This is a genomic window from Actinoplanes auranticolor, assembly GCF_018332655.1.
GTDB classification, from domain to species: domain Bacteria; phylum Actinomycetota; class Actinomycetes; order Mycobacteriales; family Micromonosporaceae; genus Actinoplanes; species Actinoplanes auranticolor.
The window spans coordinates 116699-139262 of the sequence record NZ_BOQL01000026.1; the positions used below are offsets into that span (position 1 = coordinate 116699).

Below are 22564 nucleotides of genomic sequence, written 5' to 3' on the forward strand. Positions count from 1 at the left end.
CCCCGAAGTGGCGAACCGGCGCCGGTTCGCCCGCCAGCTCGGCCGTGGTCTCTTCCAGCCGCCGCTGGTCGCGGGCTACGGGCGGTGATCGATCGGTCGCGAGGTGCGACTTGCGACAGTCCCCGATCCGGCGAATGTGCTTGCCGGGCGGGGGTGGGTCGTCGATCATCGGCCGATGGCCGCCGATTTCTCCGTCAAGCCCACAATCGTCGGCCCCCGCGTCGTGCTGCGTCCCTTCGTGCCCGGTGATTTCCCGGCCGTCCGGGAGGCCCTGCGCGATCCCGAGGTCGTCCGGCTCACCGGCAGCCGGCCGATCGTCTGGGACGCGGCCGCCGAGGAGCGGCTGCGCGAGTGGTACGGCACCCGCGCCGACCAGCGTGACCGGCTCGACCTGGCCGTCGAGGAGCGGGCCACCGGCGGATGGGTCGGTGAGGTCGTCCTCAACGAGTGGGATCCGCAGCACGGCAGCTGCAACTTCCGGACCATGTTCGGGCCGGGCGGGCGGGACCGGGGGCTCGGCACCGAGGCGGTCCGGCTGCTCGTCGGGTACGGCTTCGAGCAGCTCGGCCTGCACCGCATCACCCTCGAGGTGTACTCGTTCAATCCGCGCGCCCGCCGGGCGTACGAGAAGGTGGGTTTCGTCGTCGAGGAGGTTCGGCGGGACGCTTTGCGCACGCCGCAGGGCTGGGTGGACGCCACGGTCATGGCGATCCTGGCCGACGAGTGGGGTCAGGACCAGCAGGGATGACCCTCGCGGGCGTCCCCCTCGGTGAGGACGTGCTCGGCGGGGCCGTCCACCTCGGCGATCACGATCTTCGGCTTCTCCAGGGGGCCGCGGGAGAACGCCAGCCACTTTCGGTCCGGGGACCACGACGGGTCCATCTCGCGGTCCTCGTGCTCGGTCAGCTGCCTCGCCTGCTCGCCGTCGGATCTGATCAGCCAGATGTCCGACTCGCGGTCGCCGGTGATGCGGGTGTAAGCGATCCTCCCCCCGTTCGGCTCCCAGTTCGGATCGACGCCCGGGCCGGTGTCGTCGTCGGTGACCTGCAGGCCGGGCTCCTCGGGATCGTTGGCGTTCAGGATGAAGATCTGCGGCTGCTTGCCCACGAGCTTCCAGTAGGCGATCGCCCCGCCGCCGGGTGACCAGGCCGGATCGTCCTTCTTGCCGGGCGCCCAGGTCAGCTGCTTCGGCTTCGACTCACCGATCTCGATGGCGAAGATCTGCGGGCTGCCGTCGACGCTGCGCAGGAAGGCGAGCTTGGTGCCGTCGTGATTCCAGGACACCCGGCCCCCGGTGGCGTTCTCCACGACCTTCTCCGGATCGCTGCCGTCCGGCTTCATCACCCAGATGGCATTGCTGCCGTCGGGCTCGTACCGGATCACCGCGACCCGCTTGCGGTCGCGCGACCATTCCGGCAGCACGTCGCCGCCGGTGTCCGCGACGGCCGTGCGGCCGGGCGTGCCGGGAGTGAGCAGGTAGGCGCTGGACTTGAGCTCGGGCCGCTTGTCACCGCCGGCGTCGACCTGGATCAACATCCCGGCGGTGGGGAAGGACGGCGCACTCGCCGACGGGGACGCGACCGGCGGCACGGCTGCCCCGGGGTCCTTGTCACCCCGCCTGACCAGGGCGACCAGGACGGTGGTGCCGGCGATCATCGCGAGGGTGAGCGCGCCGACAAGGACGAGCAGCCGGCCGTTGCGCTTGGCCGGCGGCCGGTCGGGGTCCGGGCCGGCGGTGGTCGGAACCGGGGTCGGCGGCTGCGGGAAGGTGCGGGTCGGGGCCGCGAAAGGCTGCGTGCGGGGTACCGCGGCCTGCGCCGCAGACCCGTGCGACGGTACTGACGCAGCGCCGCGCGAATACGCCACGGACCCGCCGCTCACCGGCTGGCCGCTCACTGGGCTGCCGCTTACCGGCTGGCTGCTCATCGGGCCGCCGCTCACCGGCTGGCCGCGCATCGGGCCACCGCTGATCGGCCTGCCGGCCTGGGGCCCGCTGTCGTCCGACAGGATCCGGGTGGCTCCCGCGTCCTCGGCCCGCGTCGCTGCCTGCGGGCCGTCACCCGTGAGTCGTTGCGTGGACCCGGCGTCCTCGGCCGCCGTCGTAGCATGCGGCCCGCCACCAGCCAAGAGTTGCGTGGATCCGGCGTCCTCGGTCTCCGGCGTGAAGGGCAGCGTGGATGTCGCGTCCTCGATCCCGGGGCCGGCCTGTGAGCCGGTCCCGGAGGTGAGCTGCGGCCCGGAGCCGTTGCCCGCCGTGATGGGTGTGGATCCGCTGTCGCCGGTCCCGGCCGCAGTGCCGTCGAACCGGGCGACCTGGGCGAACCCTCCGGATGCCGCCGCCGCGACGGGCTGGCCGCCAGTGGTGTCGGTCCCCACGGCTCGGTCAGGCGGCCCGTCGACCGCTTCCGCGGGCCGATCAGACGGCCCGTCGACCGGCCGGGGCGGCGCCACCGCGTCGTCGAAGGGTGACACCCCGCCGGTGATCAGCGCGGTGGCCACCGCCGCCCCCATCGCAATGCTGTGCTCGGGATGCGGATCGGCCACCACCGGCCGGTCGAACGCCGTCGACAGCAGCTGGCCGATCAGCGGGATCCGGGACGACCCGCCCGCCAGCAGCACCGCGTCCAGGTCGGCCGGCGCCACCCGCGCCGAGCGCAGAGCCCGGTGCAGCGCCGCCACCGTGTCCGCCAGCGCGGGCGCGATCATCGCTTCCAGTTCGGAGCGGTTCAGCCGGACCCGGGTGTGCACGCCGGGCAGCGCCACCGGGATCATCACCTCGGTGTCGAAGGACAGCGCTTCCTTGGCCTCGACGCAGTCGCGGCGCAGCCGGGCCAGGGCGGTGACCACGTCGGGCTCGTTCGGGTCCAGGCCCTCGACGCGGTTGCCGAGCACGCCGAGGACGTGGCCGAACACCGCTTCGTCGAAGTCGGCGCCGCCGAGCTGCTCGATGCCCTCGGGCTCGCCGAGCACCTGGAAGCCCTCGCCCTCGCGGCGCAGCACCGCCGCGTCGAACGTGCCGCCGCCCAGGTCGTAGACCGCCACTGTCTCACCCGGACCGATCCGGCGGGCGGTCGCGTGCTGCAGCGCCGCGGCCTCCGGCTCCGTACGCAGCAGCGCCGGTCCGGTGTCGGCCAGCCGCAGCGCCTGGTCGAGCTGCTCCCGTTTGTACGGTCCCCAGTTCGCCGGGTGCGTCACCGTCAGCACCGCGGGCGGCCCGTCCTGCAGCCGGATCACCACGTCGAGCACGTGCCGCAGCAGCTTGGCGGTCAGCGCGTGGGCGGAGAACGGCACGCCACCGGCCAGGATCGGCACCGGGTCACCGATGCGGCGCTTGAACTCGCGGGCCAGCCGGGCCGGTTCGGCCTGACCGCGGCGCTCGGCTGCCTCACCGATCAGCAGGCCGCCGTCAGGGCGTACGAACACCAGCGACGGGATCTCGGCCCGGCGCCCGCCCAGCCGGACCACCTCGGTGCGCCCGTCGACGCGGACCGCCGCTGCTGTCTGGGTCGTGCCGAGATCGATCCCCAAGCCGTACTGCATCGCCACAGCTAGAGACCTTAAAGGCAACGCGCCAGCGCCGGCACCGCCGGACGGGCGGTGTCGGGGGTGGTTCTCCCGGCGCCGCCATCCGTACGAGGGACGGCGGTCAGCCCGGCTGCCGCCGCATGATGTGGCCGGTCGCGGTGAAGCGTTCGTTGCCGACCAGCGGGCCGGTCCGGGTCTCCTGTACCACGAAGCCCTCGCTGCGGTACAGAGCCAGCGCGGGCGGGTTGCCGTCGAGGACAGTCACCTCCGCGTGGTCGCCGGTGTGGGCGAGCGCGTGGCGCAGCAGGGCCCGGCCGATGCCGCGGCGGTAGTGCGCCGGGTCGACGTAGAGCCAGGTGATCTCGTCGCCGTCGAGGGCCACGAAGCCGGTCACCCCGGCGTCGGTCTCGGCCACCCAGAGCTGCCCGTCGAACAGGCCCTCGCCCTCGGCGGTCTGCTCCAGGGTGAGGAACGCGTCGAGGCCGGCGGAGTCGCGCAGCTCGTCGAGCCGGGCGGCGTCGTGGATGCGGCAGAGCGCGGGCCAGTCACTGTCGTCATACGCGCGGATCAGCACACGCGACATCGTGCCGGGGCGGCCCAGATCACGCAGCTGAATTACTGAACGTTTCAGCTGTGTTGACAGGTCGTTACCCAGGGGATCAACATATCTGAACTGACTGATGGAAGCGCTCCCAAGGAGATCCTTCGTGATTCGAACCCTCGGCGCCGCCGTCCTGCTCGTGGCCGGCCTCACCGCCGTCCCGGCCGGTCCGGCCGCTGCCGCCGACGAGGTCGAGCAGGTTGTCAACGGCAGCTTCACCGCCGGCACGGACCCGTGGTGGGGCAACCCCGGGCCGCTGACCCTGAGCGACGGCAAAGCCTGTATGGACGTGCCGGGCGGCACCAGTAACCGGTGGGACGTCGCCGTCGGTCAGAACGACATCGATCTCGTCGCGGGCGAGACCTACCGGTACTCGTTCACAGCCAGCGGCGATCCCGATGGGCATGTCGCCCGGGCGATCGTGGGCCTGGGCGTCTCGCCGTACGACACGTACTTCGAGGCCTCGCCGGCGCTGACCGTCTCGGGCGACACGTACTCGTACACCTTCACCTCGGCCGTGACCACCGCGCAGGCGCAGGTCGCGCTGCAGGTCGGCGGCAGCGCCGATCCCTGGCGGCTCTGCCTGGACGACGTCTCGCTGGTCGGCGGCGTGCCGCCGGAGGTCTACGTGCCCGACACCGGGCCGCGGGTGCGGGTCAACCAGGTCGCCTACCTGCCGCGCGGGCCGAAGAAGGCCACGCTGGTCACCGAGGCCACCACCAAGCTGCCCTGGCAGCTGAAGAACGCGGCCGGCGCCACCGTCGCGCGGGGCACCACCGTGCCGCGCGGGGTCGACGTGTCGTCCGGGCAGAACGTGCAGACGATCGACTTCAGCCGCTACCACAAGCGCGGCACCGGCTACACGCTCGTCGCCGACGGTGAGACCAGCCGGCCGTTCGACATCGACGCCGCGATCTACGAGCAGCTGCGCGCCGACGCGCTGAAGTTCTACTACACCCAGCGAAGCGGCATCGAGATCCGCGAGGACCTGCGGCCCGGGTACGGCCGCCCGGCCGGCCACGTCGACGTCCCGCCGAACCTGGGCGACGGCTCGGTGCCGTGCCAGGCCGGCGTCTGCGACTACAAGCTCGACGTCACCGGCGGCTGGTACGACGCCGGCGACCACGGCAAGTACGTCGTCAACGGTGGCATCTCCGTCTGGCAGCTGCTCAACCAGTACGAGCGCACTGCCGAGCCGCGCAAGCTGGGCGACGGCACGCTGGCCATCCCGGAGAGCGGCAACAAGGTCCCGGACCTGCTCGACGAGGTCCGCTGGGAGCTGGAGTTCCTGCTCAAGATGCAGGTGCCGGCCGGGCAGCCGCTCGCCGGCATGGTGCACCACAAGATCCACGACGCCAACTGGACCGGGCTGCCGCTGATGCCGCACCTCGACCCCCAGCAGCGTGAACTGCACCCGGTCTCGACCGCGGCGACGCTGAACCTGGCCGCCACCGCCGCCCAGGCCGCCCGCATCTACCGCCGCTACGACAAGGCGTTCGCCGCCAAGGCTCTCGCCGCCGCGCGCACCGCCTACACCGCCGCCCTGGCCGAGCCGGCCCGCTACGCCTCCGCGGCCGACGGCACCGGTGGTGGCGCGTACAACGACGACAAGGTGGACGACGACTTCTACTGGGCCGCCGCTGAGCTGTACCTGAGCACGGGCGAGAAGAAGTACGCCGCCGACATCCTGGCCTCGCCGGTGCACACCGCCGACATCTTCAGCGGCACGGCCGCCTTCGACTGGGCCAGCACGGCCGTGGCCGGCCGGCTGGACCTGGCCCTGGTGCCGAACAAGCTGCCCGGGCGCAACCAGGTCCGCGCGTCGATCGTCGCGGCGGCCGAGAAGTACCTGAAGATCCAGACCGCGCACCCGTACGGCATCCCGTACGCCCCGGCGAACAACGTGTGGGACTGGGGCTCCAACAGCCAGATCCTGAACAATCTGGTGGTGGTGGCGTCCGCGCACGAGATCACCGGCCGGGACAGGTTCCGCCACGCGGTCTACGAGGGCATGGACTTCATGCTCGGCCGCAACGCCCTCAACCAGTCCTACGTGACCGGTTACGGCGAGGTCAGCTCGCAGAACCAGCACAGCCGCTGGTACGCCCGCCAGCTCGACCCGGCCCTGCCCAACCCGCCCCGGGGCACCCTGGCCGGCGGCGCCAACTCCTCGATCCAGGACCCGTACGCCCAGAGCAAGCTGACCGGCTGCGTGGGCCAGTTCTGCTACATCGACGACATTCAGTCCTGGTCGACGAACGAGCTGACCATCAACTGGAACGCCCCGCTGGCCTGGATCGCGTCCTACATCGCGGACCAGAACTAGCCGGAACTAGAATCCATGGCGTGATCGACGTCGAGAAGCCCGTGTGGCTTCTCGACGTCGACGGCGTCGTCAACACGATCAAACCCGGCTGGGGTGCCGCGCCGCGCAAGTCGCTGGTGTGGTCGGGGGCCGACAACACGTCGTACCTGTTGCGCTGGTCGCCGCTGCTGGTCGACCGGATCCGGTCGCTGCACTCCGACGGCCGGGTCGAGGTCCGCTGGTGCACGACCTGGTGCCCGGAGGCCGAACGCCTGGAAACACTGTGGCGCCTGCCCGCGTTGATCCGGGCCCTGGACGCCGACCCGATGCCCCGCGGTGCCCAGTGCCGGCCGCTGAAGCTGGCGGCGGCCCGGGAAGTGCTGGCCGAGGGCCGCCGGCTCATCTGGACCGACGACGAGGCTCTGCCCCCGCCGGGCCCGGCACGTGAGGAACTGACCGCGGACGGCCGGTCGCTGCTGATCGCCCCGCGGGCCAACCGCGGCCTGCAGCCGGGCGACCTGCACCTGATCGAGAAGTTCGCCGAGGGAAGGCGCCTGCCGACGCACCGGGTGGCGGGCCGCCACCGCCAGTCGCCGGACTGACCGTCAGGACGGGTTTCGCTCCAGGAAGCGGGGGCGCGGCGCACATCCCGCCCGAGCAGAATCATGGACGTGACCGCCAGCAGGATCACCACCAGGGCCAGCCCGGTCCAGATCGGACTGCGGTGCTGAACGGCCTGGCCGACCTGCACGAGGATCAGCCCGGCCGGCGCGGCCATCCACCGCCACAACGCCACGGCGGGCCCGGCCAGGAAGCCGGACCCGCCGCTTACGGTCTCTTTCGTCAGCGTCGCAGCGTGAGCAGACCCGGGCGGTACGGCAGCAGCCCGTAGTCGCCGCCGGAGTTCGGCGCGCGGCCCTGGTAGAGCAGCTGCAGGTTGCACGGGTCGACGGTCATCGTCTGGTCGGCGTTCGTGCGGATCAGCTCACCGTGGCTGATGTCGTTGGTCCACGTGGCACCGCTGTTGGCCTTGCCCGCGAACGGGTTGCTCTCGGTGGCGGCCTGCGGGGTCCACGAGCCGTTGAGGCTGGTCGCGGTGAACGAGCGGAAGTAGCGGCCGTTCGCGCCGATGGCTTCGACGATCATCAGGTACTGGTTCCGGCCCTGGAGCTTGTAGACCTGCGGGGCCTCGAACAGGTTGTTCTTCGTGTCGCTCATGACCACGGTCGAGGTCGAGCCGAAGTTGCCGGGGAAGTTGCCGATCGGCATGCCGGCCCGGTAGATCTTGCCGTTGTCGCCGGCGAAGAACAGGTACATGTTCTGCCCGTCACCGATCAGGGTCTGGTCGATCGGCCCGGTGTCGGAGCCGGTGATGGACCCGGTGAACAGCGGTTGCGCCGCCGACCAGCTGTTGGCGTTGGCCGGGTCGGTCGACGTGCGGTACGAGAACGCGGTCGGTCCCCACTGGTGGGCCAGCACCCAGATGTTCTTCGGGGCGAAGTAGAACAGCGACGGCGCGACGGTGCCGGCGTTCATCTTGTTCTGGGCGGCCGAGCCCAGCTCGTTGAAGTTGTCGACCAGGCCGAAGTTCATCGAGCCCCACGAGGTGCCGGTGTCGTGGGTGGTGGCGTAGACGAGCTGCTTGCCGTTGTAGGGCGCGGTGGTGAAGTCCTTGAGCGACACCCAGCCCGACTTCGGGTTGGCCAGCTGACCGGTCGAGTTCCACCGGTACGACGACGGCAGCGCGCACGCGGCCGGGGTCGTCGTGGGCGTGGTCGGCGTGGTGCCGCCCCCGCCGGAGCCGGTGCACGAGGTGATCCGGGGGCGGGCAGTGGTGTTGCCGTTGAACATGGTGGTGAAACCGAACGCGTTGCCGGAGCCGTTGGACTTGATCGTCATGACGGTGCCGCTGGTGTCCCAGGTCGCGGTGCCGTTCCAGACCGAGGAGACCTTCTGCGGCGCCGTGAGGGTGACGACGACGCTCCAGCTGCTGGCCCCGCTCACGGTGACCGTGGAGTTGTACCGGTCGCCCCAGGCGGTGCCGGGCGTCAGCGTCGCGGTGCAGCTGCCGGATCCGGTGGCCGGGGGAGTGGTCGGCGAGGTCGTCGGTGCGGTCGTGCCGCCGGCGTTGAGGGCGTTCAGCACCGAGGTGTACGCGGCCTTCTTGTTGCCCGAGCCGTCGAACAGCAGCGGGTTCTCACCCGGGCGCCACGAGTCGGTGTCGCGGATGCCCCAGACCGTGATGCCGGTGCAGCGGGCCACCGCGAGGCAGGCTTTCGTGACGGTGGCGTAGATGTTCGCCTGGTTGCCGCCCTGGGCGATGTCCAGCTCGGTGATCTGGACGTCCACGCCGAGGTCGGCGAAGCGCTGCAGGTTGGCCTGATACGTGGAGTCGATGCCGGTGCCCAGGTGGGACTGCAGGCCGACGCAGTCGATCGGGACGCCGCGGGCCTTGAAGTCGCGGACCATGTTGTAGATACCGGTCGACTTGGCGTTGATGCCATCGGTGTTGTAGTCGTTGTAGCAGAGCTTCGCGGCCGGGTCCGCGGCGCGGGCGGCGCGGAACGCGGCTTCGATCCAGTCGTTGCCGGTGCGTTGCAGGTTGGAGTCACGCCGGGCGCCACTACCACCGTCGGCGAAGGCCTCGTTCACGACATCCCAGGAGTGGATCTTTCCCTTGTAGTGGGTGGCGACCTGGGTGACGTGGTTGATCGCGGCATTGCGCAGGGCGGTGCCGGACAGTGACTGGGCCCAGGCGGGTTGCTGGGCGTGCCAGAGCAGGGCGTGGCCGCGGACCTTCGCCCCCATCGCGATGCCCTGGTTGAGGATCCGGTCGCCGTTGGTGTAGGTGAACCGGCCCTGCGACGGCTCGGTGGCGTCCCACTTCATCTCGTTCTCGGCCGTGACGGAGTTGAACTCCGTGTTCACGATCCGGGTGTAGGTCGAGTCGCTCAGCCGGCCGCCGGCGATCGCCGCACCGAAGTACCGGCCGGTCTGGGCGGCCGAGGCGCCCAGGGTGGTGGCGGCATCGGCGGACTGGGTGTAGACGACGCTCAGTCCGGCGGCGACCAGACCGGCGATGCCTGCCGCGACCAGCACGATCCGCCGTCGCGGGGCTCGACGATGGGCGGGTGGATGCACAGACGCTGTCATAACGTGCCTCTCGGGAAAGGGATTCCGCGCAGACGGGAAGCCTTCCCATTGCGCGTCCAGAATGCTGCCATGCCAATCCATGGATCTCAACATTAAAGCCATTGAATAGGCGAAAAGAATGGTCGAATGTCGACTCCGCGAGGCCCTTCGACGATACGCATTTAAGGAAAAGTAAAGGTCATAACCGCAGGTGAGCGCCGTAGCGACGGCACGAAAAAAGCCGTCTGCCGGATAATGCGGCAGGCGGCTGAAAAAAGCCAGGGCCGGGCCGGCGCGGGGAGGCGCCGACCCGGCTGATCCGGTGCGGGGGCGGTTACTTGTAGGTGATGTCCGAGGCGCTGAAGAAACAGTTCTTGCCGTCCGCGCCGGAACCGGTCTTGGGCGGCTCGGCGCCGGTGTTGTTGCCGGTGAAGCGGTCGCAGATCGCGATCTTCTTCTTGCTGTCACCGACGATGGTGATGCCGGAGAACGTCGCGGTGTCGCCGAAGTTGGTGTTGATGCCGGCCAGGGACTTGCCCGGCGAGGTGGCGGTGATGTTCTGCAGCACCACGGTCCGCTTGTGCTGCGTCTTGCAGTTGCCGCACGAGCGGTAGAGCTTGCCGAAGTCGCTGACCTGGAAGTTGCGGACGGTCAGCGTGCCGCCGCCGTTGTGCTGGAACACCTTGTCCGAGGCCGAACGGGCGCCGCCGCCGTCGACGGTGTACCGGGCCGAGGCGCCGCCCTTGAACGTGGCGGCGTCCTCGCCGACGTCCTCCCACCAGACGTTGACCAGGGTGCAGGAGCCGCTGCAGTGCACGCCGTCACCGGCCGGGGCGCCGATGATGACGTTCCGGAGCGTGGCCCCGTCGGCCAGCTTGAACATCGGGTCCTGGCTCTCGCTCTGGCCGCCGTCGCCGATGCCGAAATAGCGCTTGAGGCCGCCGTCGAAAGTGCCGGAGACGGTGGTCGTGGCGCTGACCTTCACCAGGCCCTTCGCGGACGGCCAGGCCGTGGCGGCCGAGGCGTTCTGCGTGAAGGCGACCGCCGCGACGCCGAGACCGCAGGCCACGACGGTCGCGATGGCGCCGGCGCGCCAGCGCCGGAACCGGCCCGGGGAGTTCTCTGGAGAGGTGGGGGAGGACGTTTCCATACCCGTCCAGTGGCCGGCGGCCCCCGGGAGGTTGCCGCGGCCGCCGAGATTTCTTCACCGGATCCGCGGGTAGGGCCGTGGACATGGCTGGGCCCGGTGTCCTGACCCGATACACGACCGCTGCCGCACTGGCCCGGCTCGCCGACGAGGGCAGCCGGGTGGCCCTGCTGTTGCATGTGCTCGCGGTCGGGCGCGGAGCGGCGTTCGGCGGCCTGCTGATCGGCGCTCTCATGGTGCCCCATGTACTGGCCGCGCCGCTGGTGGGCGCCCTGGCCGACGCGGTACGCCGGCGCCGGCTGCTCTACGTCGGCGGGCTGCTCGGTTTCGCGGCCGGCGTCACCGGAGCGGCGCTGCTGGCGGACCCCGTCCCGGCCGCGGCGTTCGTGGCGGCTGTGCTGGCCGGCTGCTGTGCGCCGTTGCTGATCGGGGGTCTGTCCAGTCTGCTCGGCGAGCTCGCCGGCGACCGGCTGCCGCGGGCGTTCGGCCTGGATGCGACCTCGTACAGCCTGGCCGGCATCGTGGGCCCGGCCCTGGCCGCGGTGCTCGCCGGCTGGGCGGGTGGCCTCTGGGCCGTGGCCGCCCTCGCGTTCTGCTGCGCGATCGCCGCGGTGATCGTCGTGACGTTGCCGGTGCCGGACCGGGCCGCGACGGTCTGGGGCAACCGGCCCGGGGGAGCGCTGCCGGCCATCTGGCGCCGGCCCCCGCTGGCCGCGGTCACCATCGCCAGCACCGTCAGCCAACTCGGCCTCGGCGCGCTGCCGATCGTCGCCGCGCTGCTCGCGGCCGGCCTGCACGACCCGGCCCTGGCCGGTCTCACGCTGTCGGCGTTCGCTGTCGGCAACCTGATCAGTTCCCTCGCCTATGCCCGCCTGCCCCTGCGCCGGATCCGTCCGGAGACCGTGGTGCCGGCCGGTCTGCTCATCATGACCGTGCCGTTCGCGATGCTGCCGATCGTGGACGGTCGCTGGAGCACCCTGGCACTGTTCCTGCTGGCCGGCGTGATCAACGGGCCGGCCTTCGCGTCGTTGCTGGTCGTGCGGGACCGGGAGGCGCCACCGGAGACCCGGACCCAGGTCTTCACCATCGGGGCCGGGCTCAAGGTGACCGCCGCCGCGGCCGGGGTCTCCGTCGCGGGCCTGGCCACCGGCCACGGCACGGCTGTCCTGCTGCTGGCTGTCGCGGCCAGCCAGCTGGTGGCCGGCGGTCTCGGCGCCGCGCTGCTCAGGAGGCGCCGGCCAGCTCCTCGAGTGTCGCCCGCGCTCCCTTGAGGTGCAGCGAGGACAGCACCGAGCGGTACGCCGAGACGAACCGCTCGTTGTCGATGAGGTCGCCGAACAGGTCCCGGTTCGCGATGAACGCCAGCGGGTCCTCATTCTGGCGCTGGGCCGCGGCGGTCAGGGTGTCCTTGAGCCGGTCCACCACCTCGATCGGACTGCCCTGCTCGTCGACGCCCTCGGCGTAGCGGGCCCAGCTGGCCACCACGGCGGTGGACCGCAGGATCTCGCCGCCGGTCGCGAGGTTGTGCCGGATCACCGGCAGCAGCCACTTGGGGATGCGGTCGGAGCTCTCCGCGCAGAGCCGGGCCACGGTGTCGCGCACCTGGGCGTTGGAGAAGCGGTCGATGAGCTGGTGCTTGTACTCGTCGAGGTCGATACCGGGCACGGGCTCCAGGGTCGGTGTGGCCTCGCGGTCCATGTACGCCAGCAGGAAGTCGGCGAACAGCGGGTCCTGGGCGACGTCGTGCACCAGCCGGTAGCCGGCCAGGTAGCCGAAATAACACAGCGCCTGGTGGCTGGCGTTGAGCAGGCGCAGCTTCATCAGCTCGTACGGCTCGACGTCGGCCACGACCTGCACCCCGGCCTCCTCGAACGGGGGCCGGCCGAGCGGGAACGCGTCCTCCAGCGCCCACTGGGTGAACGGCTCGCAGACCACCGGCCAGGCGTCGTCCACCCCGAACCGCTTGCGGACCTCCGCGCGGTCGTCGTCCGTGGTGACCGGGGTGATCCGGTCGACCATGCTGTTCGGGAAGGCGACGTGCTGCTCCACCCACGCGCCGAGCTCCGGGTCCCGCAGGGTGGCGAAGGCGACGAAGCTGCGCCGGGCGGCGTGCCCGTTGCCCTGGATGTTGTCGCAGCTCATGATCGTGAACGGCGGCACGTCGCGCTCGCGCCGGAGAGCCAGCGCCGCGGTGATCAGCCCGAAGGTGGTCCGCGGCGGGTTACCGGGGGTCAGGTCGTGCTGCACGTCCGGGTTGTCCGCGACGAAGTCACCGGTGACGGCGTTGAAGTTGTAGCCGCCCTCGGTGATGGTCAGCGAGACGATGCGCACCTCGGGCGCGGCCATCTTCTCGATGACGGCCCCGGGGTCGTCCGGCGCGAACAGGTACTCCTTGATCGAGCCGACGACCCGGGCCTCCAGGGTGCCGTCCGGCGCCTTGACGACCAGCGTGTAGAGGCCGTCCTGGGCGTGCATCACCTCGGCCATGCGCCGGTCGGCCGGCATCACGCCCACCCCGCAGATCGCCCAGTCCAGCGCCCGGCCCGCGCTCATCAGCCGGTCCAGGTACATCGCCTCGTGCGCCCGGTGGAAGCCACCGACGCCGAAGTGCACGATCCCGGTCCGCAGCGCGCCGCGATCGTAGGACGGGACCGGCAGCCCGGCGGGCAGGGACGACAGGTTCTGGGCATTGAGGGGCAGCATCGGCATGTCCTCCCAGCGCTGCTCTGACGGGCTCGGAGCCCCAGCATGGCATCCCGGGAGGCCCGTCGCCGGGCCCGGCGCGGCAGCAGCTTTCTCACCGTCCGTCAACACGGGCACACGGGCCGCGCAAACGGGCACGGCCCGGCGGCGGATCGCCACCGGGCCGTCCCGTTGCTCCCGGTCAGACCGGCAGAGCCGCCGCCGGCCGCAGGTTGCCACCGGTCATGTGCCGCAGGTACGCGGGCAGAGTGAAGAATTCCGGGCAGGTCCGCTCGGAGAGCAGCACGGTCAGCAGGGTCCGGGCCTGACCGAAGCACCGGGCCGACTCCTCGTCCAGCGCCCCGGTCTCGGCCAGCACGTCCAGCTCCTCGCGCAGCATCCGGGTCACCAGGCCCGCGGTGACCGGCACGCCGTAGTCGGTCGGGGTGCCCGTCGAGATCCACTGCCACAGCTGGGTCCGGCAGATCTCCGCGGTCGCCGCGTCCTCCATGAGCCCGCCCAGCGCCACCGCGCCGCGACCGCCCAGCCACGCCGCGACGTACCGCAGAGCCACGCTGACGTTGGTGCGCAGCGCGACCTCGCTGACCGTGACAGTGCTCGACTTGACGTCCAGCAGCTCCTTGGCGGTGACCCGCACGTCCTCGCGCTTGCGCACGATCTGGTGCGGCTCGAAACCGAGCCACTGGTCGAAGACCTCCCGGCAGGTCTCGACCAGGCCCGGGTGGGCCACCCAGGAGCCGTCGAAGCCGTCGCCGACCTCGCGTCGCTTGTCCTGGCGCACCTGGCTGAGCGCCCGCTTGGCGGCCACCGGGTCCCGGCTGGGCACGACGGCGGCCATGCCGCCGATCGCGTGGGCGCCGCGCCGGTGACAGGTCTTGACCAGCAGTTCCGTGTACGCCCGCATGAACGGCGCCGTCATCGTCACCTGCGAGCGCTCCGGCAGCACCACGTCCGGCCGGTTCTTGATCATGCTGAACAGGTAGTCCCAGCGGCCGGCGTTGAGTCCCGCCGAGTGCTCGCGCAGCTCGTACAGGATCTCCTCCATCTCGAAGGCCGCCGTGATCGTCTCGATCAGCACCGTCGCGCGGATGGTGCCGCGGGGGATGCCCAGCAGGTTCTGCGCGAAGACGAAGACGTCGTTCCACAGCCGGGCCTCGAGGTGGCTCTCCAGCTTGGGCAGGTAGAAGTACGGGCCGCTGCCGCGTTCGATCTGTTTGCGCCCACAGTGGAACAGGTAGAGGCCGAAGTCGAACAGCGACGCCGAGACCGCCCGCCCGCCGATGCGCACGTGGCACTCCGGCAGGTGCCAGCCCCGCGGCCGGACCATGATCGTGGGCAGCTCGGTGCCGATCCTGTACTCCCGGCCGTCCGGCGCGGTGAAGTCCAGCGTGCCGTCCAGCGCGGCGCGCAGGTTGCGCTGGCCCGAGACGACGTTGTCCCAGGTCGGCGCGGTGGCGTCCTCGAAGTCGGCCATCCAGACCTTGGCGCCGGAGTTGAGCGCGTTGATCGTCATCTTGCGTTCCGGCGGCCCGGTGATCTCCACCCGCCGGTCCATCAGGTCCTCGGCCGGGGGCGCCACGGTCCAGGTGCCGTCGATCCGGATCTGTCGCGTCGAGGACAGGAAGTCCAGCTCGGTGGTCCGGGCGGCCCGCCGGCGCCGGCGCCGGTCGAGCAGCTGGACGCGGCGCGCGCCGAACTCGCGGTCCAGCGCCACCACGAACTCGATCGCTTCAGGCGTCAGGACTTCCGGGTACTCGGACGGGGTGACGGTGACTTCTTCCATCAGAACTGCTCCGCTTCGGTCGAGCCGGACAGCGCGGTGGTGGAGCTGTCGGGGTTCAGCGCCGTGGAGACGGCGTCGAAGTAGCCGGTGCCGACCTCGGCCTGGTGCTTGGTCGCCGTGTAACCGTTGGCCTCGGCCGCGAACTCGGCCTCCTGCAGCCGCACGTACGCGCTCATGCCCTCGGCGGCGTAGCCCTGGGAGAGCTCGAACATCGAGTGGTTCAGCGCGTGGAAGCCGGCCAGCGTGACGAACTGGAACTTGTAGCCCATCGCGCCGAGCTCCTTCTGGAACCGGGCGATGGTGGCGTCGTCCAGGTTGCGCTTCCAGTTGAACGACGGCGAGCAGTTGTACGCCAGCATCTTGTCCGGGTGCACCTTGTGCACGGCCTCGGCGAACGAGCGGGCGAACTCCAGGTCGGGCTTGCCGGTCTCGCACCAGATCAGGTCGGCGTAGTCGGCGTACGCGACTCCGCGGGCGATCGCCGCCTCCGGGCCGCTGCGCACCCGGAAGAAGCCCTCGGCGGTCCGCTCGCCGGTGAGGAACGGCTTGTCGCGCTCGTCCACATCGGTGGTGAGCAGGTCCGCGGCCAGCGCGTCGGTGCGGGCGATGATCAGGCTGGGCACCCCGGCCACGTCGGCGGCGAGCCGGGCGGCGTTGAGCGTGCGGATGTGCTGGGCGGTCGGGATGAGCACTTTGCCGCCGAGGTGGCCGCACTTCTTCTCCGAGGCGAGCTGGTCCTCCCAGTGCACGCCGGCCGCACCCGCCGCGATCATGGCCTTCATCAGCTCGAATGCGTTCAGCGGCCCGCCGAAACCGGCCTCGGCGTCGGCGACGATGGGGGCCAGCCAGTCGCGGTCGTGCTTGCCCACCGCAGTGTCGATCTGGTCGGCCCGCAGCAGCGCGTTGTTGATCCGGCGCACCACCGCCGGCACCGAGTTCGCCGGGTAGAGGCTCTGGTCCGGGTACGTGTGCCCGGACAGGTTGGCGTCGGCGGCGACCTGCCAGCCGGACAGGTAGATCGCCTTGAGCCCGGCCCGCACCTGCTGCACGGCCTGGCCACCGGTCATGGCCCCGAGCGCGTTGATGTACTCCTCGTCGTGCAGCAGGTCCCACAGCCTGCGGGCGCCCCGCTCGGCCAGGGTGTGCTGCTCCTGGACGCTGCCGCGCAGCTTGACGACGTCGTGCGCCGTGTAGCTGCGGGTCACGCCCAGCCAACGGGGATCGCCGGCCCACGCCCGAGTGAGGTCCGCGGCGGTACCGCCCCTGACTTCGGTCAGCTGATCAGTCATGGTGTTTAGCCCTTCCGTTACGGCAGAACTTCACTGTCGCCGAGCCTGCAACCCCTCCTGAAGGCATTTGTGAGCAGAAGAAGTGCGAATCTTCTGCTAGCGTCAAATCCCATGACGGCTTCCGATGTCGACCTGGTGACCCTCGGGCAGCGCCTGCGCCACCAGCGCCGGGCCAAGGGCATGACCCTCGACCAGCTCAGTGCCGCCGTCGGCCGGGCGCCCTCACAGCTCTCCCTGATCGAGAACGGCAAACGGGAGCCCAAGCTCAGCGTGCTGCAGGCCATCGCGGGCGCTCTGGGCGTACCGATGCAGGATCTGCTCCGGCCGGAAGCGCCGAGCCGGCGCGCCGGGCTGGAGATCGAGCTGGCCCATTTCCAGCGGGAGCCCGCCTACGCGGCCCTGGGCCTGCCGGTCGTCCGCGGCGGCCGGCGGCTGCCCGCCGACGCCCTGGAATCGCTGATCGGCCTGCACCGCGAGCTGACCCGGCTGCTCACCGAGCAGAGCGCCACCCCGGAGGTGGCCCGCCGCGCCAACCAGCAGCTGCGCGTCGAGATGCGCGAGCGCGACAACTACTTCGACTACATCGAGCAGGCCGCGGCCAAGGTGCTGGAGTCGGTGCGGCACACCACCGGGCCGCTGTCGCAGCGCGGCATCCTCGACATCGCCGCCCAGCTCGGCTTCTCGCTGCACTACGTCAACGACCTGCCGGGCTCGGCGCGCTCGGTGACCGACCTGAAGAACCGCAAGATCTACCTGCCCCAGGTGGCCAGCGGCAAGGGCCACGACCCGCGCGCGGTGGTGCTGCAGACGCTCGGGCACTTCGTGCTCGGCCACCACGATCCGGCCGACTACGGCGACTTCCTGCGCCAGCGGGTCGAGGTCAACTACTTCGCCGCGGCGCTGCTGATGCCGGAGAAGTTCGCCACCGACTTCCTGCGCGAGGCCAAAGCCGACCGGGCCCTGGCCATCGACGACTTCCGCGACGCGTTCGGGGTCTCCTACGAGACGGCGGCGCACCGCTTCACCAACCTGGCCACCCACCACTTCGGCATCCCCGTGCACTTCGCCCGGGTGCACGAGAGCGGCACGGTCTACAAGGCGTACGAGAACGACGACGTGCGCTTCCCGACCGACGTGACCGGCGCGATCGAGGGGCAGCCGGTGTGCCGCAAGTGGGCGTCCCGCACGGTGTTCGCGGCCGAGGACCCGTACTCGTCGTTCTCCCAGTTCACCGACACCGGCAAGGGCACGTACTGGTGCACGGTGCACGTGGAGTCCACCCGCTCGGGCGAGTTCTCGGTCACGGTCGGGACGCCGTACCAGCACGCCCGCTGGTTCCGCGGCGGCGACACCACCCGCCGTACGGTGTCGGCCTGCCCCGACCCGACCTGCTGCCGCCGGCCGCCCGCGGAGCTGGTGGACCGCTGGGCCGGGCAGGCCTGGCCCAGCGCCCGGGTGCACTCGCACCTGCTGGCCGCCCTGCCGCCGGGCACCTTCCCGGGCGTCGACGCCCAGGACGTCTACGAGTTCCTCCAGCGCCGCGCCGGGTGACGGCGGCCCGGCCCGGCATTCGTGAGCATTGTGTGGAGATTCTGTGCGGAGTCGGCCGGGGCGATCCCTGACGGGCGTCACCCGTGATGGGATTCGCCTCGTCGGCAGTCGCCGCCCCGGAAGGAGACCCCCATGAAGTACGTCCTGGCCGTCCTCGCTGCTGTGCTCGGCGTCGCCGCGTTCGTGTACGGCGGAGCCGACGACTCCCCGGGCCTGCAGCTGCTGGGTGCCTTGATCGTCATCGGTGCGGTCTTCCTCGGCGTGCGGACGGCCCGGCGCAGTTAGGGCAGGTTTCCCGCCCGGACCCCGGGGGTCCGGTCCGACCACGGTGCCGCCCGCCGGCCGGTACGGACATGGCCGGCGTGCCGTCGGGGTGAGCAGCACGTCGTGGTGGTCGGTGATCAGGCGCGGCGCCGGGTGACGCGGGCCGTCCCGCGCGCCTGGTCCGCGACGGTGGCCCGGGGCACCGGTATCCCGGCGCCGAGCCGGATCAGCAGGGGTGCGTCGACGAGGTCACTGCGCTGCAGCAGGGTGTGCTCCCCCCACGACAACCGGACGTCGGCCGCGCAGTGCGCCACCCGCACGTGGGCCAGGCGACCGGCCCGTACGGTGGCCGCCAGGCCCTGCACGGTGAACGTCACCGACAGGGACAACCGCAGCTCGTACACGCGTTCCCGGTCGACCAGCACGTCGATGTGCGGGTCGTAGGTCACCCGGACCAGATGGTCGTCCAGCGCGACCAGCCGGGTCACGTCGGCGTCGGCGGCGGTCTCCCGCGCGGCCGCGATCAGGCAGTCGTAGCCCATCAGCCCGGAGAGCAGGATCGAGCCGAGGTCTTCCTCGAGCAGGCCGCCGGCCGCGGCGGAGAGCTCCGCGCCGAGCGCTTCGCGGGCCGGGCCGGAGAGGTGACCGGGGATCGCGTCGAGCACCGCCCCGACCGGACCGCCCTCGGCGAGCCGCCGGGTCAGCGTCGCGTCGTCGGCGCCCAGGAAGTCGCGCAGGTGGCCGGTCACGATCCGGCCTCCTCGATCGTCGCCCGGCCCGCGGCGGAGTGCCGGCGCACGGAGATGGCGATCTGGGGAGCTGTCGTCCGTGCGGTCACCGCCGCCGTCCGGGTGCCCGGACCGGCGACCACCCTGACGTGCCGCCGCAGCCACCGCCGGCCCCTGGGCAGGCTGAACACACCAGACCTCATAGCGACCATCTCCTCGTGATCACTATGCGCATGCCGCGGGGGTTTCCCGCGCGTTGAGTCGTTGATCCGCTCGTGGTCAGCCGGGGATGTAATCCTCCAGGAGGGCCGGCGTCAGCCCGGCCTTGCGGATCGCGCGCAGGGCGGCCAGGAAGTCCCGCACGAAATCCGGCCGGAAATGCATCAGGATGATGTCGCCCGGCTGCACACGGTGCCCCTCCTGGTAGCGCACCTTGCCCTTGTGGACCGTCTCCTTCCACATGAAAGCGGCCTTGATCCCGCAGTCGTGCACCGCCCGCAGCGTGGTCGCGTCCTTGGTGCCGAACGGCGGCCGGAACAGCACGGGCCGGCGGTGGTAGCGGTGACCCAGGCGATCCGCCGAGCCGCAGATCTCCCGGCGCTGGAACGCGTACGACTTGCCGCGCAGCTCGCTGTGGGTGATCGTGTGCGCCTCGATGACCGCGCCGTGCTCCTGCAGGCGCGCGAAGTACGGCTCGTCGTCCCGGATGGCGTCGGTGGTCAGGAACAGCGTGACCGGGACGCCGGCCGCCGCCAGCAGGCCGGGCGCCTCCGGCGATTTCAGGTAGCCGTCGTCGATGGTGAGGAAGGCGACCCGCTGCTGCGTCGGGATGCGCGACAGGTACGGCACGCTGCCCGACTCCGGCAGGGTGATCGGCTCGGGCGGCGGCGCCGGTGCGAACACGGGAATGTCGGCGGAGGTCCAGCCCGTGCCCCCGGTCGGCGCCGCCGGTGCCGTCGCCGGCTGACCGGCCGATGGCGCTGCTGAGGCACTGGCCGGCGCACTGACCGGTGCACCGGACGAGGGCAGCACGCCCGTCGGGCCGGAGGCAGCCGCGCAGGCGGCCAGCGGTACCCCCGACAGGCAGACGACAGCGGTGGCGAGCGCTCGGCGGGACATCGTCAAGATCACATGGGCAAGCTAGAGAGCGCCCGCAACCGCACACGGTCACCGCAGCGTCGCGGACCCCGCATCGAAGCTGGTCAGACGGTCAGCAGGTGCGGGATCCGCCCGGGGTCGGTCGGGGCCAGCAGGTGCAGCAGCGAGCGGGCCGCCGCGATCACCAGGGCCCGGTCGTACGTCGTGGCGAACACGAAGCGCCGTTCCGCCTCGGGCCCGGTGTCACCGAGGTCGCGGGCGACCAGAGCCGCCGCCTGGTGCGGCCCCACCACGAGCACGTTCCACTCGCCGCGCAGCGCGTCACCGGCGGAGAAGTGGGCGCCGCGGACTCCGGGCACCGGCTCCTCGCTCAGGCCGGTGCCCAGCGCCGCGACCATCGGGCTGCGCTCGGCGATCGTGGCGTACCGGCGGGCGGTCGCCCGGGTGAAGTGCCGGGCCTCCTGGAAGCAGGCCAGCAGCACCGGCGGCTGGTGGCTGTCGCGGGCCAGCGCCTCCATGTGCTTGCTGATCGGCATCAGCGTCGCCTTGGTCGTCACCACGGTGGGGCGCTGCGCCGCGACGATCTCGAAGGGTGTCCCGCCGGCCGGGCCGCTCATCGCCGGCCGCAGCAGTGGCAACTGGGCACCCACCGGGGCGGGGACGGCCGGCAGGGGACCGGGGCGCCCGTACAGCCAGCCCTGGACGACGGTCGCGCCCATCGTGCGGGCGATCGCCTCGTGCGCCGCCGTCTCCACCCCCTCGGCGAGGATGGTCGCCCCGCTCGCCTCGGCGTATGCCGCGACCGCCGCCACCACGTGTGACGTGTGCGGATCCTCCGGGGCGTGCAACAGGCTCATGTCGAGCTTGACCACGTCCGGGTGCACGAACGGCATCAGCGCCAGTGACATCGGGTCGGCGCCCACGTCGTCCAGCGCCACGCCCCAGCCCGCCGCCCGGCAGCTCGCGGTCGCGGACAGCAGCCCGGCCGGGTCCGCCGCGATCGCCCGCTCGGTCATCTCGGTGACCACCCGCAGCCGGCTCTGCGCCCGGGCCACCACCGGGGCCAGGTCGTCGGGGCAGGGCGTGTGCCACGCCGTCGGCTCCATGTTGACGAACAGCGTCTGCTCCAGGCCGGCGTCCAGTGCGGCCCGGTACGCGGCCGCCCGACACACCCAGTCGAGCTCGTTGTCGCGTCCGGCCGCGCGGGCCGCGGCGAACAGCGTCACGGGTGATTCCCAGGGACTGCCGGCCGGGCCGCGGCTGAGGGCCTCGTAGCCGAGCACCTGCCGGGAGGCGAGATCGACCAGAGGCTGGAAGACCGGGGTCACGGCGCGGCCGTCGATGACGTCATGGATGTTCCGCACGTCTTCGACATCGGCGGCCGCGGCGGATGTCTGAGGATCTCCGATCGTCGGTGCTGCGCCGGCTGACGCCGAGAGAGCGCTCCCTTACCCGAGGTATCGAAAAAGTTCGTTGTCTCTCTTTACTGTTAACAAGCTTTAAATTACGTTGGGCGTATCGCCGACGGAGCTTCCATCCATCGGGCAATGTCGATACCAAACCGGTTCTCCGGTGCGGTCCCGGCGTGCCCGCGGCAGGCCGGGTTCCCCCAAACTCCGGCCTGCCGCCCCCATGAAGAGGAGCGCTTCATGAGAAGAAGAACCACTCTGCCGCTGCTGACCGTCGCCACGGTCGGCGCCTCACTGTTCGTCGCCGTCGCGCCGGCCTCGGCGCACGGCTACATCTCCTCACCACCCAGCCGGCAGGCCAACTGCGCCCGCGGTGCGGTGGCCAACTGCGGTGACATCGTCTACGAGCCGCAGAGTGTCGAGGCCCCCAAGGGCTCGACGCAGTGCAACGGCGGCGGCACCCGCTTCGCCGTCCTCAACGACAACGGCCGCAACTGGCCGGCCGCCTCGGTCGGCTCGTCGGTGACCTTCAACTGGGTGCTCACCGCCCGGCACTCCACCAGCACGTGGGAGTACTTCATCGGCGGGACCCGGCTGGCCTCCTTCAACGACGGTGGCGCGCAGCCGGGCGCCACCAAGTCGCACACCGTCAGCATGGGCGGCTTCACCGGCCGGCAGACCGTGCTGGCCCGGTGGAACATCGCCGACACCATCAACGCCTTCTACTCCTGCGTGGACGTCAACATCGGCGGCGGTGGCGGCACTCCGCCCACCACGCCGCCGCCGACCACGCCGCCCACCCAGCCCCCGACGACGCCGCCGACCCAGCCGCCCGCCGGTGGCACGTGGCGGGCCGGCGCGGCGTACTCGCCCGGCAACGTCGTCACCTACGGCGGTGCCTCGTACAGCTGCCGGCAGGCGCACACCGCGCTGGCCGGCTGGGAGCCGCCGAACGTACCGGCTCTCTGGTCCCGCATCTGATCCACGCCCCGCGGACGGGTCCACGGCCACCGGCGTGGACCCGTCCGT

Annotated in this window: 17 protein-coding genes and 1 pseudogene; 7 read left to right on the top strand and 11 right to left on the bottom strand. The window is 71.4% G+C overall.

Features of this window, described 5'->3' with window-relative positions; genetic code table 11:
• The first annotated feature begins 175 nt into the window (after positions 1-175).
• Positions 176-748 carry a GNAT family N-acetyltransferase gene (locus Aau02nite_RS16360; RefSeq protein ID WP_212989279.1) on the top strand — a complete coding sequence of 191 codons (573 nt, stop codon included), beginning with the start codon at positions 176-178 and terminating at the stop codon, positions 746-748.
• Here the strand turns inward: Aau02nite_RS16360 and Aau02nite_RS16365 are convergent.
• Both Aau02nite_RS16365 and Aau02nite_RS16370 read right to left on the bottom strand, forming a co-directional pair.
• On the bottom strand, positions 730-3540 hold the full coding sequence (locus Aau02nite_RS16365) for an Hsp70 family protein (protein WP_212989280.1): 2811 nt from the start codon (positions 3538-3540) through the stop codon (positions 730-732). The genes Aau02nite_RS16360 and Aau02nite_RS16365 overlap by 19 nt on opposite strands.
• 106 nt (positions 3541-3646) lie before the next feature.
• On the bottom strand, positions 3647-4099 hold the full coding sequence (locus tag Aau02nite_RS16370) for a GNAT family N-acetyltransferase (RefSeq protein WP_438841140.1): 453 nt from the start codon (positions 4097-4099) through the stop codon (positions 3647-3649).
• Between the two features lie 106 nt (positions 4100-4205).
• Here Aau02nite_RS16370 and Aau02nite_RS16375 point away from each other — a divergent pair, with 106 nt between their 5' ends.
• Complete coding sequence (locus Aau02nite_RS16375; protein WP_212989282.1) at positions 4206-6452, top strand: glycoside hydrolase family 9 protein; 2247 nt, start codon at positions 4206-4208, stop codon at positions 6450-6452.
• A gap of 20 nt (positions 6453-6472) precedes the next feature.
• The gene (locus tag Aau02nite_RS16380; RefSeq protein WP_212989283.1) at positions 6473-7033 is read left to right on the top strand and encodes an HAD domain-containing protein; all 561 of its coding nucleotides are present in this window, start codon (positions 6473-6475) and stop codon (positions 7031-7033) included.
• Between the two features lie 241 nt (positions 7034-7274).
• On the opposite strand, the gene Aau02nite_RS16385 is transcribed toward Aau02nite_RS16380, so the two are convergent.
• Positions 7275-9584, bottom strand: coding sequence for a non-reducing end alpha-L-arabinofuranosidase family hydrolase (locus Aau02nite_RS16385; protein WP_212989284.1), 2310 nt, complete (start codon positions 9582-9584; stop codon positions 7275-7277).
• A 313-nt stretch (positions 9585-9897) separates the two neighbouring features.
• On the bottom strand, positions 9898-10713 hold the full coding sequence (locus tag Aau02nite_RS16390) for a pectate lyase (RefSeq protein ID WP_212989285.1): 816 nt from the start codon (positions 10711-10713) through the stop codon (positions 9898-9900).
• Between the two features lie 83 nt (positions 10714-10796).
• Here Aau02nite_RS16390 and Aau02nite_RS16395 point away from each other — a divergent pair, with 83 nt between their 5' ends.
• Positions 10797-11981, top strand: coding sequence for an MFS transporter (locus Aau02nite_RS16395; protein WP_212989286.1), 1185 nt, complete (start codon positions 10797-10799; stop codon positions 11979-11981).
• Here the strand turns inward: Aau02nite_RS16395 and Aau02nite_RS16400 are convergent.
• From Aau02nite_RS16400 to aceA, 3 genes are all read right to left on the bottom strand, one after another.
• Positions 11935-13413 carry a mannitol dehydrogenase family protein gene (locus tag Aau02nite_RS16400; RefSeq protein WP_212989287.1) on the bottom strand — a complete coding sequence of 493 codons (1479 nt, stop codon included), beginning with the start codon at positions 13411-13413 and terminating at the stop codon, positions 11935-11937. The two genes, Aau02nite_RS16395 and Aau02nite_RS16400, sit on opposite strands and share 47 nt — an antisense overlap.
• Positions 13414-13594: 181 nt before the next feature.
• Complete coding sequence (gene aceB / locus Aau02nite_RS16405) at positions 13595-15196, bottom strand: malate synthase A (protein ID WP_212989288.1); 1602 nt, start codon at positions 15194-15196, stop codon at positions 13595-13597.
• Positions 15196-16485 (bottom strand): isocitrate lyase, encoded by a 1290-nt coding sequence (aceA, locus tag Aau02nite_RS16410; protein WP_212989289.1) that lies wholly within the window; start codon positions 16483-16485, stop codon positions 15196-15198. The genes aceB and aceA overlap by 1 nt, the downstream gene beginning before the upstream one ends.
• Positions 16486-16596: 111 nt before the next feature.
• Here aceA and Aau02nite_RS16415 point away from each other — a divergent pair, with 111 nt between their 5' ends.
• Positions 16597-18036, top strand: a complete 1440-nt coding sequence (locus Aau02nite_RS16415) for an XRE family transcriptional regulator (RefSeq protein ID WP_212989290.1) — start codon at positions 16597-16599, stop codon at positions 18034-18036.
• 117 nt (positions 18037-18153) lie between these two features.
• Positions 18154-18321 (top strand): annotated as a pseudogene (locus tag Aau02nite_RS16420) (hypothetical protein); the annotation flags it as partial.
• A gap of 116 nt (positions 18322-18437) precedes the next feature.
• Here the strand turns inward: Aau02nite_RS16420 and Aau02nite_RS16425 are convergent.
• From Aau02nite_RS16425 to Aau02nite_RS16440, 4 genes are all read right to left on the bottom strand, one after another.
• Positions 18438-19049 carry a hypothetical protein gene (locus Aau02nite_RS16425; RefSeq protein WP_212989292.1) on the bottom strand — a complete coding sequence of 204 codons (612 nt, stop codon included), beginning with the start codon at positions 19047-19049 and terminating at the stop codon, positions 18438-18440.
• Entirely contained in the window at positions 19046-19231 is a 186-nt protein-coding gene (locus tag Aau02nite_RS16430; protein ID WP_212989293.1) for a hypothetical protein, read from the bottom strand. Before Aau02nite_RS16430 ends, Aau02nite_RS16425 begins: the two co-directional genes overlap by 4 nt.
• Before the next feature lie 76 nt (positions 19232-19307).
• Entirely contained in the window at positions 19308-20147 is an 840-nt protein-coding gene (locus Aau02nite_RS16435) for a polysaccharide deacetylase family protein (protein WP_212989294.1), read from the bottom strand.
• Between the two features lie 83 nt (positions 20148-20230).
• A complete protein-coding gene (locus Aau02nite_RS16440) occupies positions 20231-21490 on the bottom strand; it encodes a sensor domain-containing phosphodiesterase (protein WP_212989295.1) in 1260 nt (419 codons plus the stop codon).
• Positions 21491-21775: 285 nt separating this feature from the next.
• Here Aau02nite_RS16440 and Aau02nite_RS16445 point away from each other — a divergent pair, with 285 nt between their 5' ends.
• Positions 21776-22516 (top strand): lytic polysaccharide monooxygenase, encoded by a 741-nt coding sequence (locus tag Aau02nite_RS16445; RefSeq protein ID WP_212989296.1) that lies wholly within the window; start codon positions 21776-21778, stop codon positions 22514-22516.
• Positions 22517-22564 lie beyond the last annotated feature (48 nt).

Excerpts from the sequence above, each read along its gene's own strand:
- Aau02nite_RS16385 (WP_212989284.1), bottom strand. The coding sequence starts at position 9,584 with ATGACAGCGTCTGTGCATCCACCCGCCCATCGTCGAGCCCCGCGACGG.
- Aau02nite_RS16445 (WP_212989296.1), top strand. The coding sequence starts at position 21,776 with ATGAGAAGAAGAACCACTCTGCCGCTGCTGACCGTCGCCACGGTCGGC.
- aceA (WP_212989289.1), bottom strand. The coding sequence starts at position 16,485 with ATGACTGATCAGCTGACCGAAGTCAGGGGCGGTACCGCCGCGGACCTC.
- Aau02nite_RS16375 (WP_212989282.1), top strand. The coding sequence starts at position 4,206 with ATGGAAGCGCTCCCAAGGAGATCCTTCGTGATTCGAACCCTCGGCGCC.
- Aau02nite_RS16430 (WP_212989293.1), bottom strand. The coding sequence starts at position 19,231 with ATGAGGTCTGGTGTGTTCAGCCTGCCCAGGGGCCGGCGGTGGCTGCGG.
- aceB (WP_212989288.1), bottom strand. The coding sequence starts at position 15,196 with ATGGAAGAAGTCACCGTCACCCCGTCCGAGTACCCGGAAGTCCTGACG.
- Aau02nite_RS16435 (WP_212989294.1), bottom strand. The coding sequence starts at position 20,147 with ATGTCCCGCCGAGCGCTCGCCACCGCTGTCGTCTGCCTGTCGGGGGTA.
- Aau02nite_RS16400 (WP_212989287.1), bottom strand. The coding sequence starts at position 13,413 with ATGCTGCCCCTCAATGCCCAGAACCTGTCGTCCCTGCCCGCCGGGCTG.
- Aau02nite_RS16415 (WP_212989290.1), top strand. The coding sequence starts at position 16,597 with ATGACGGCTTCCGATGTCGACCTGGTGACCCTCGGGCAGCGCCTGCGC.
- Aau02nite_RS16390 (WP_212989285.1), bottom strand. The coding sequence starts at position 10,713 with ATGGAAACGTCCTCCCCCACCTCTCCAGAGAACTCCCCGGGCCGGTTC.
- Aau02nite_RS16360 (WP_212989279.1), top strand. The coding sequence starts at position 176 with ATGGCCGCCGATTTCTCCGTCAAGCCCACAATCGTCGGCCCCCGCGTC.
- Aau02nite_RS16395 (WP_212989286.1), top strand. The coding sequence starts at position 10,797 with ATGGCTGGGCCCGGTGTCCTGACCCGATACACGACCGCTGCCGCACTG.
- Aau02nite_RS16365 (WP_212989280.1), bottom strand. The coding sequence starts at position 3,540 with ATGCAGTACGGCTTGGGGATCGATCTCGGCACGACCCAGACAGCAGCG.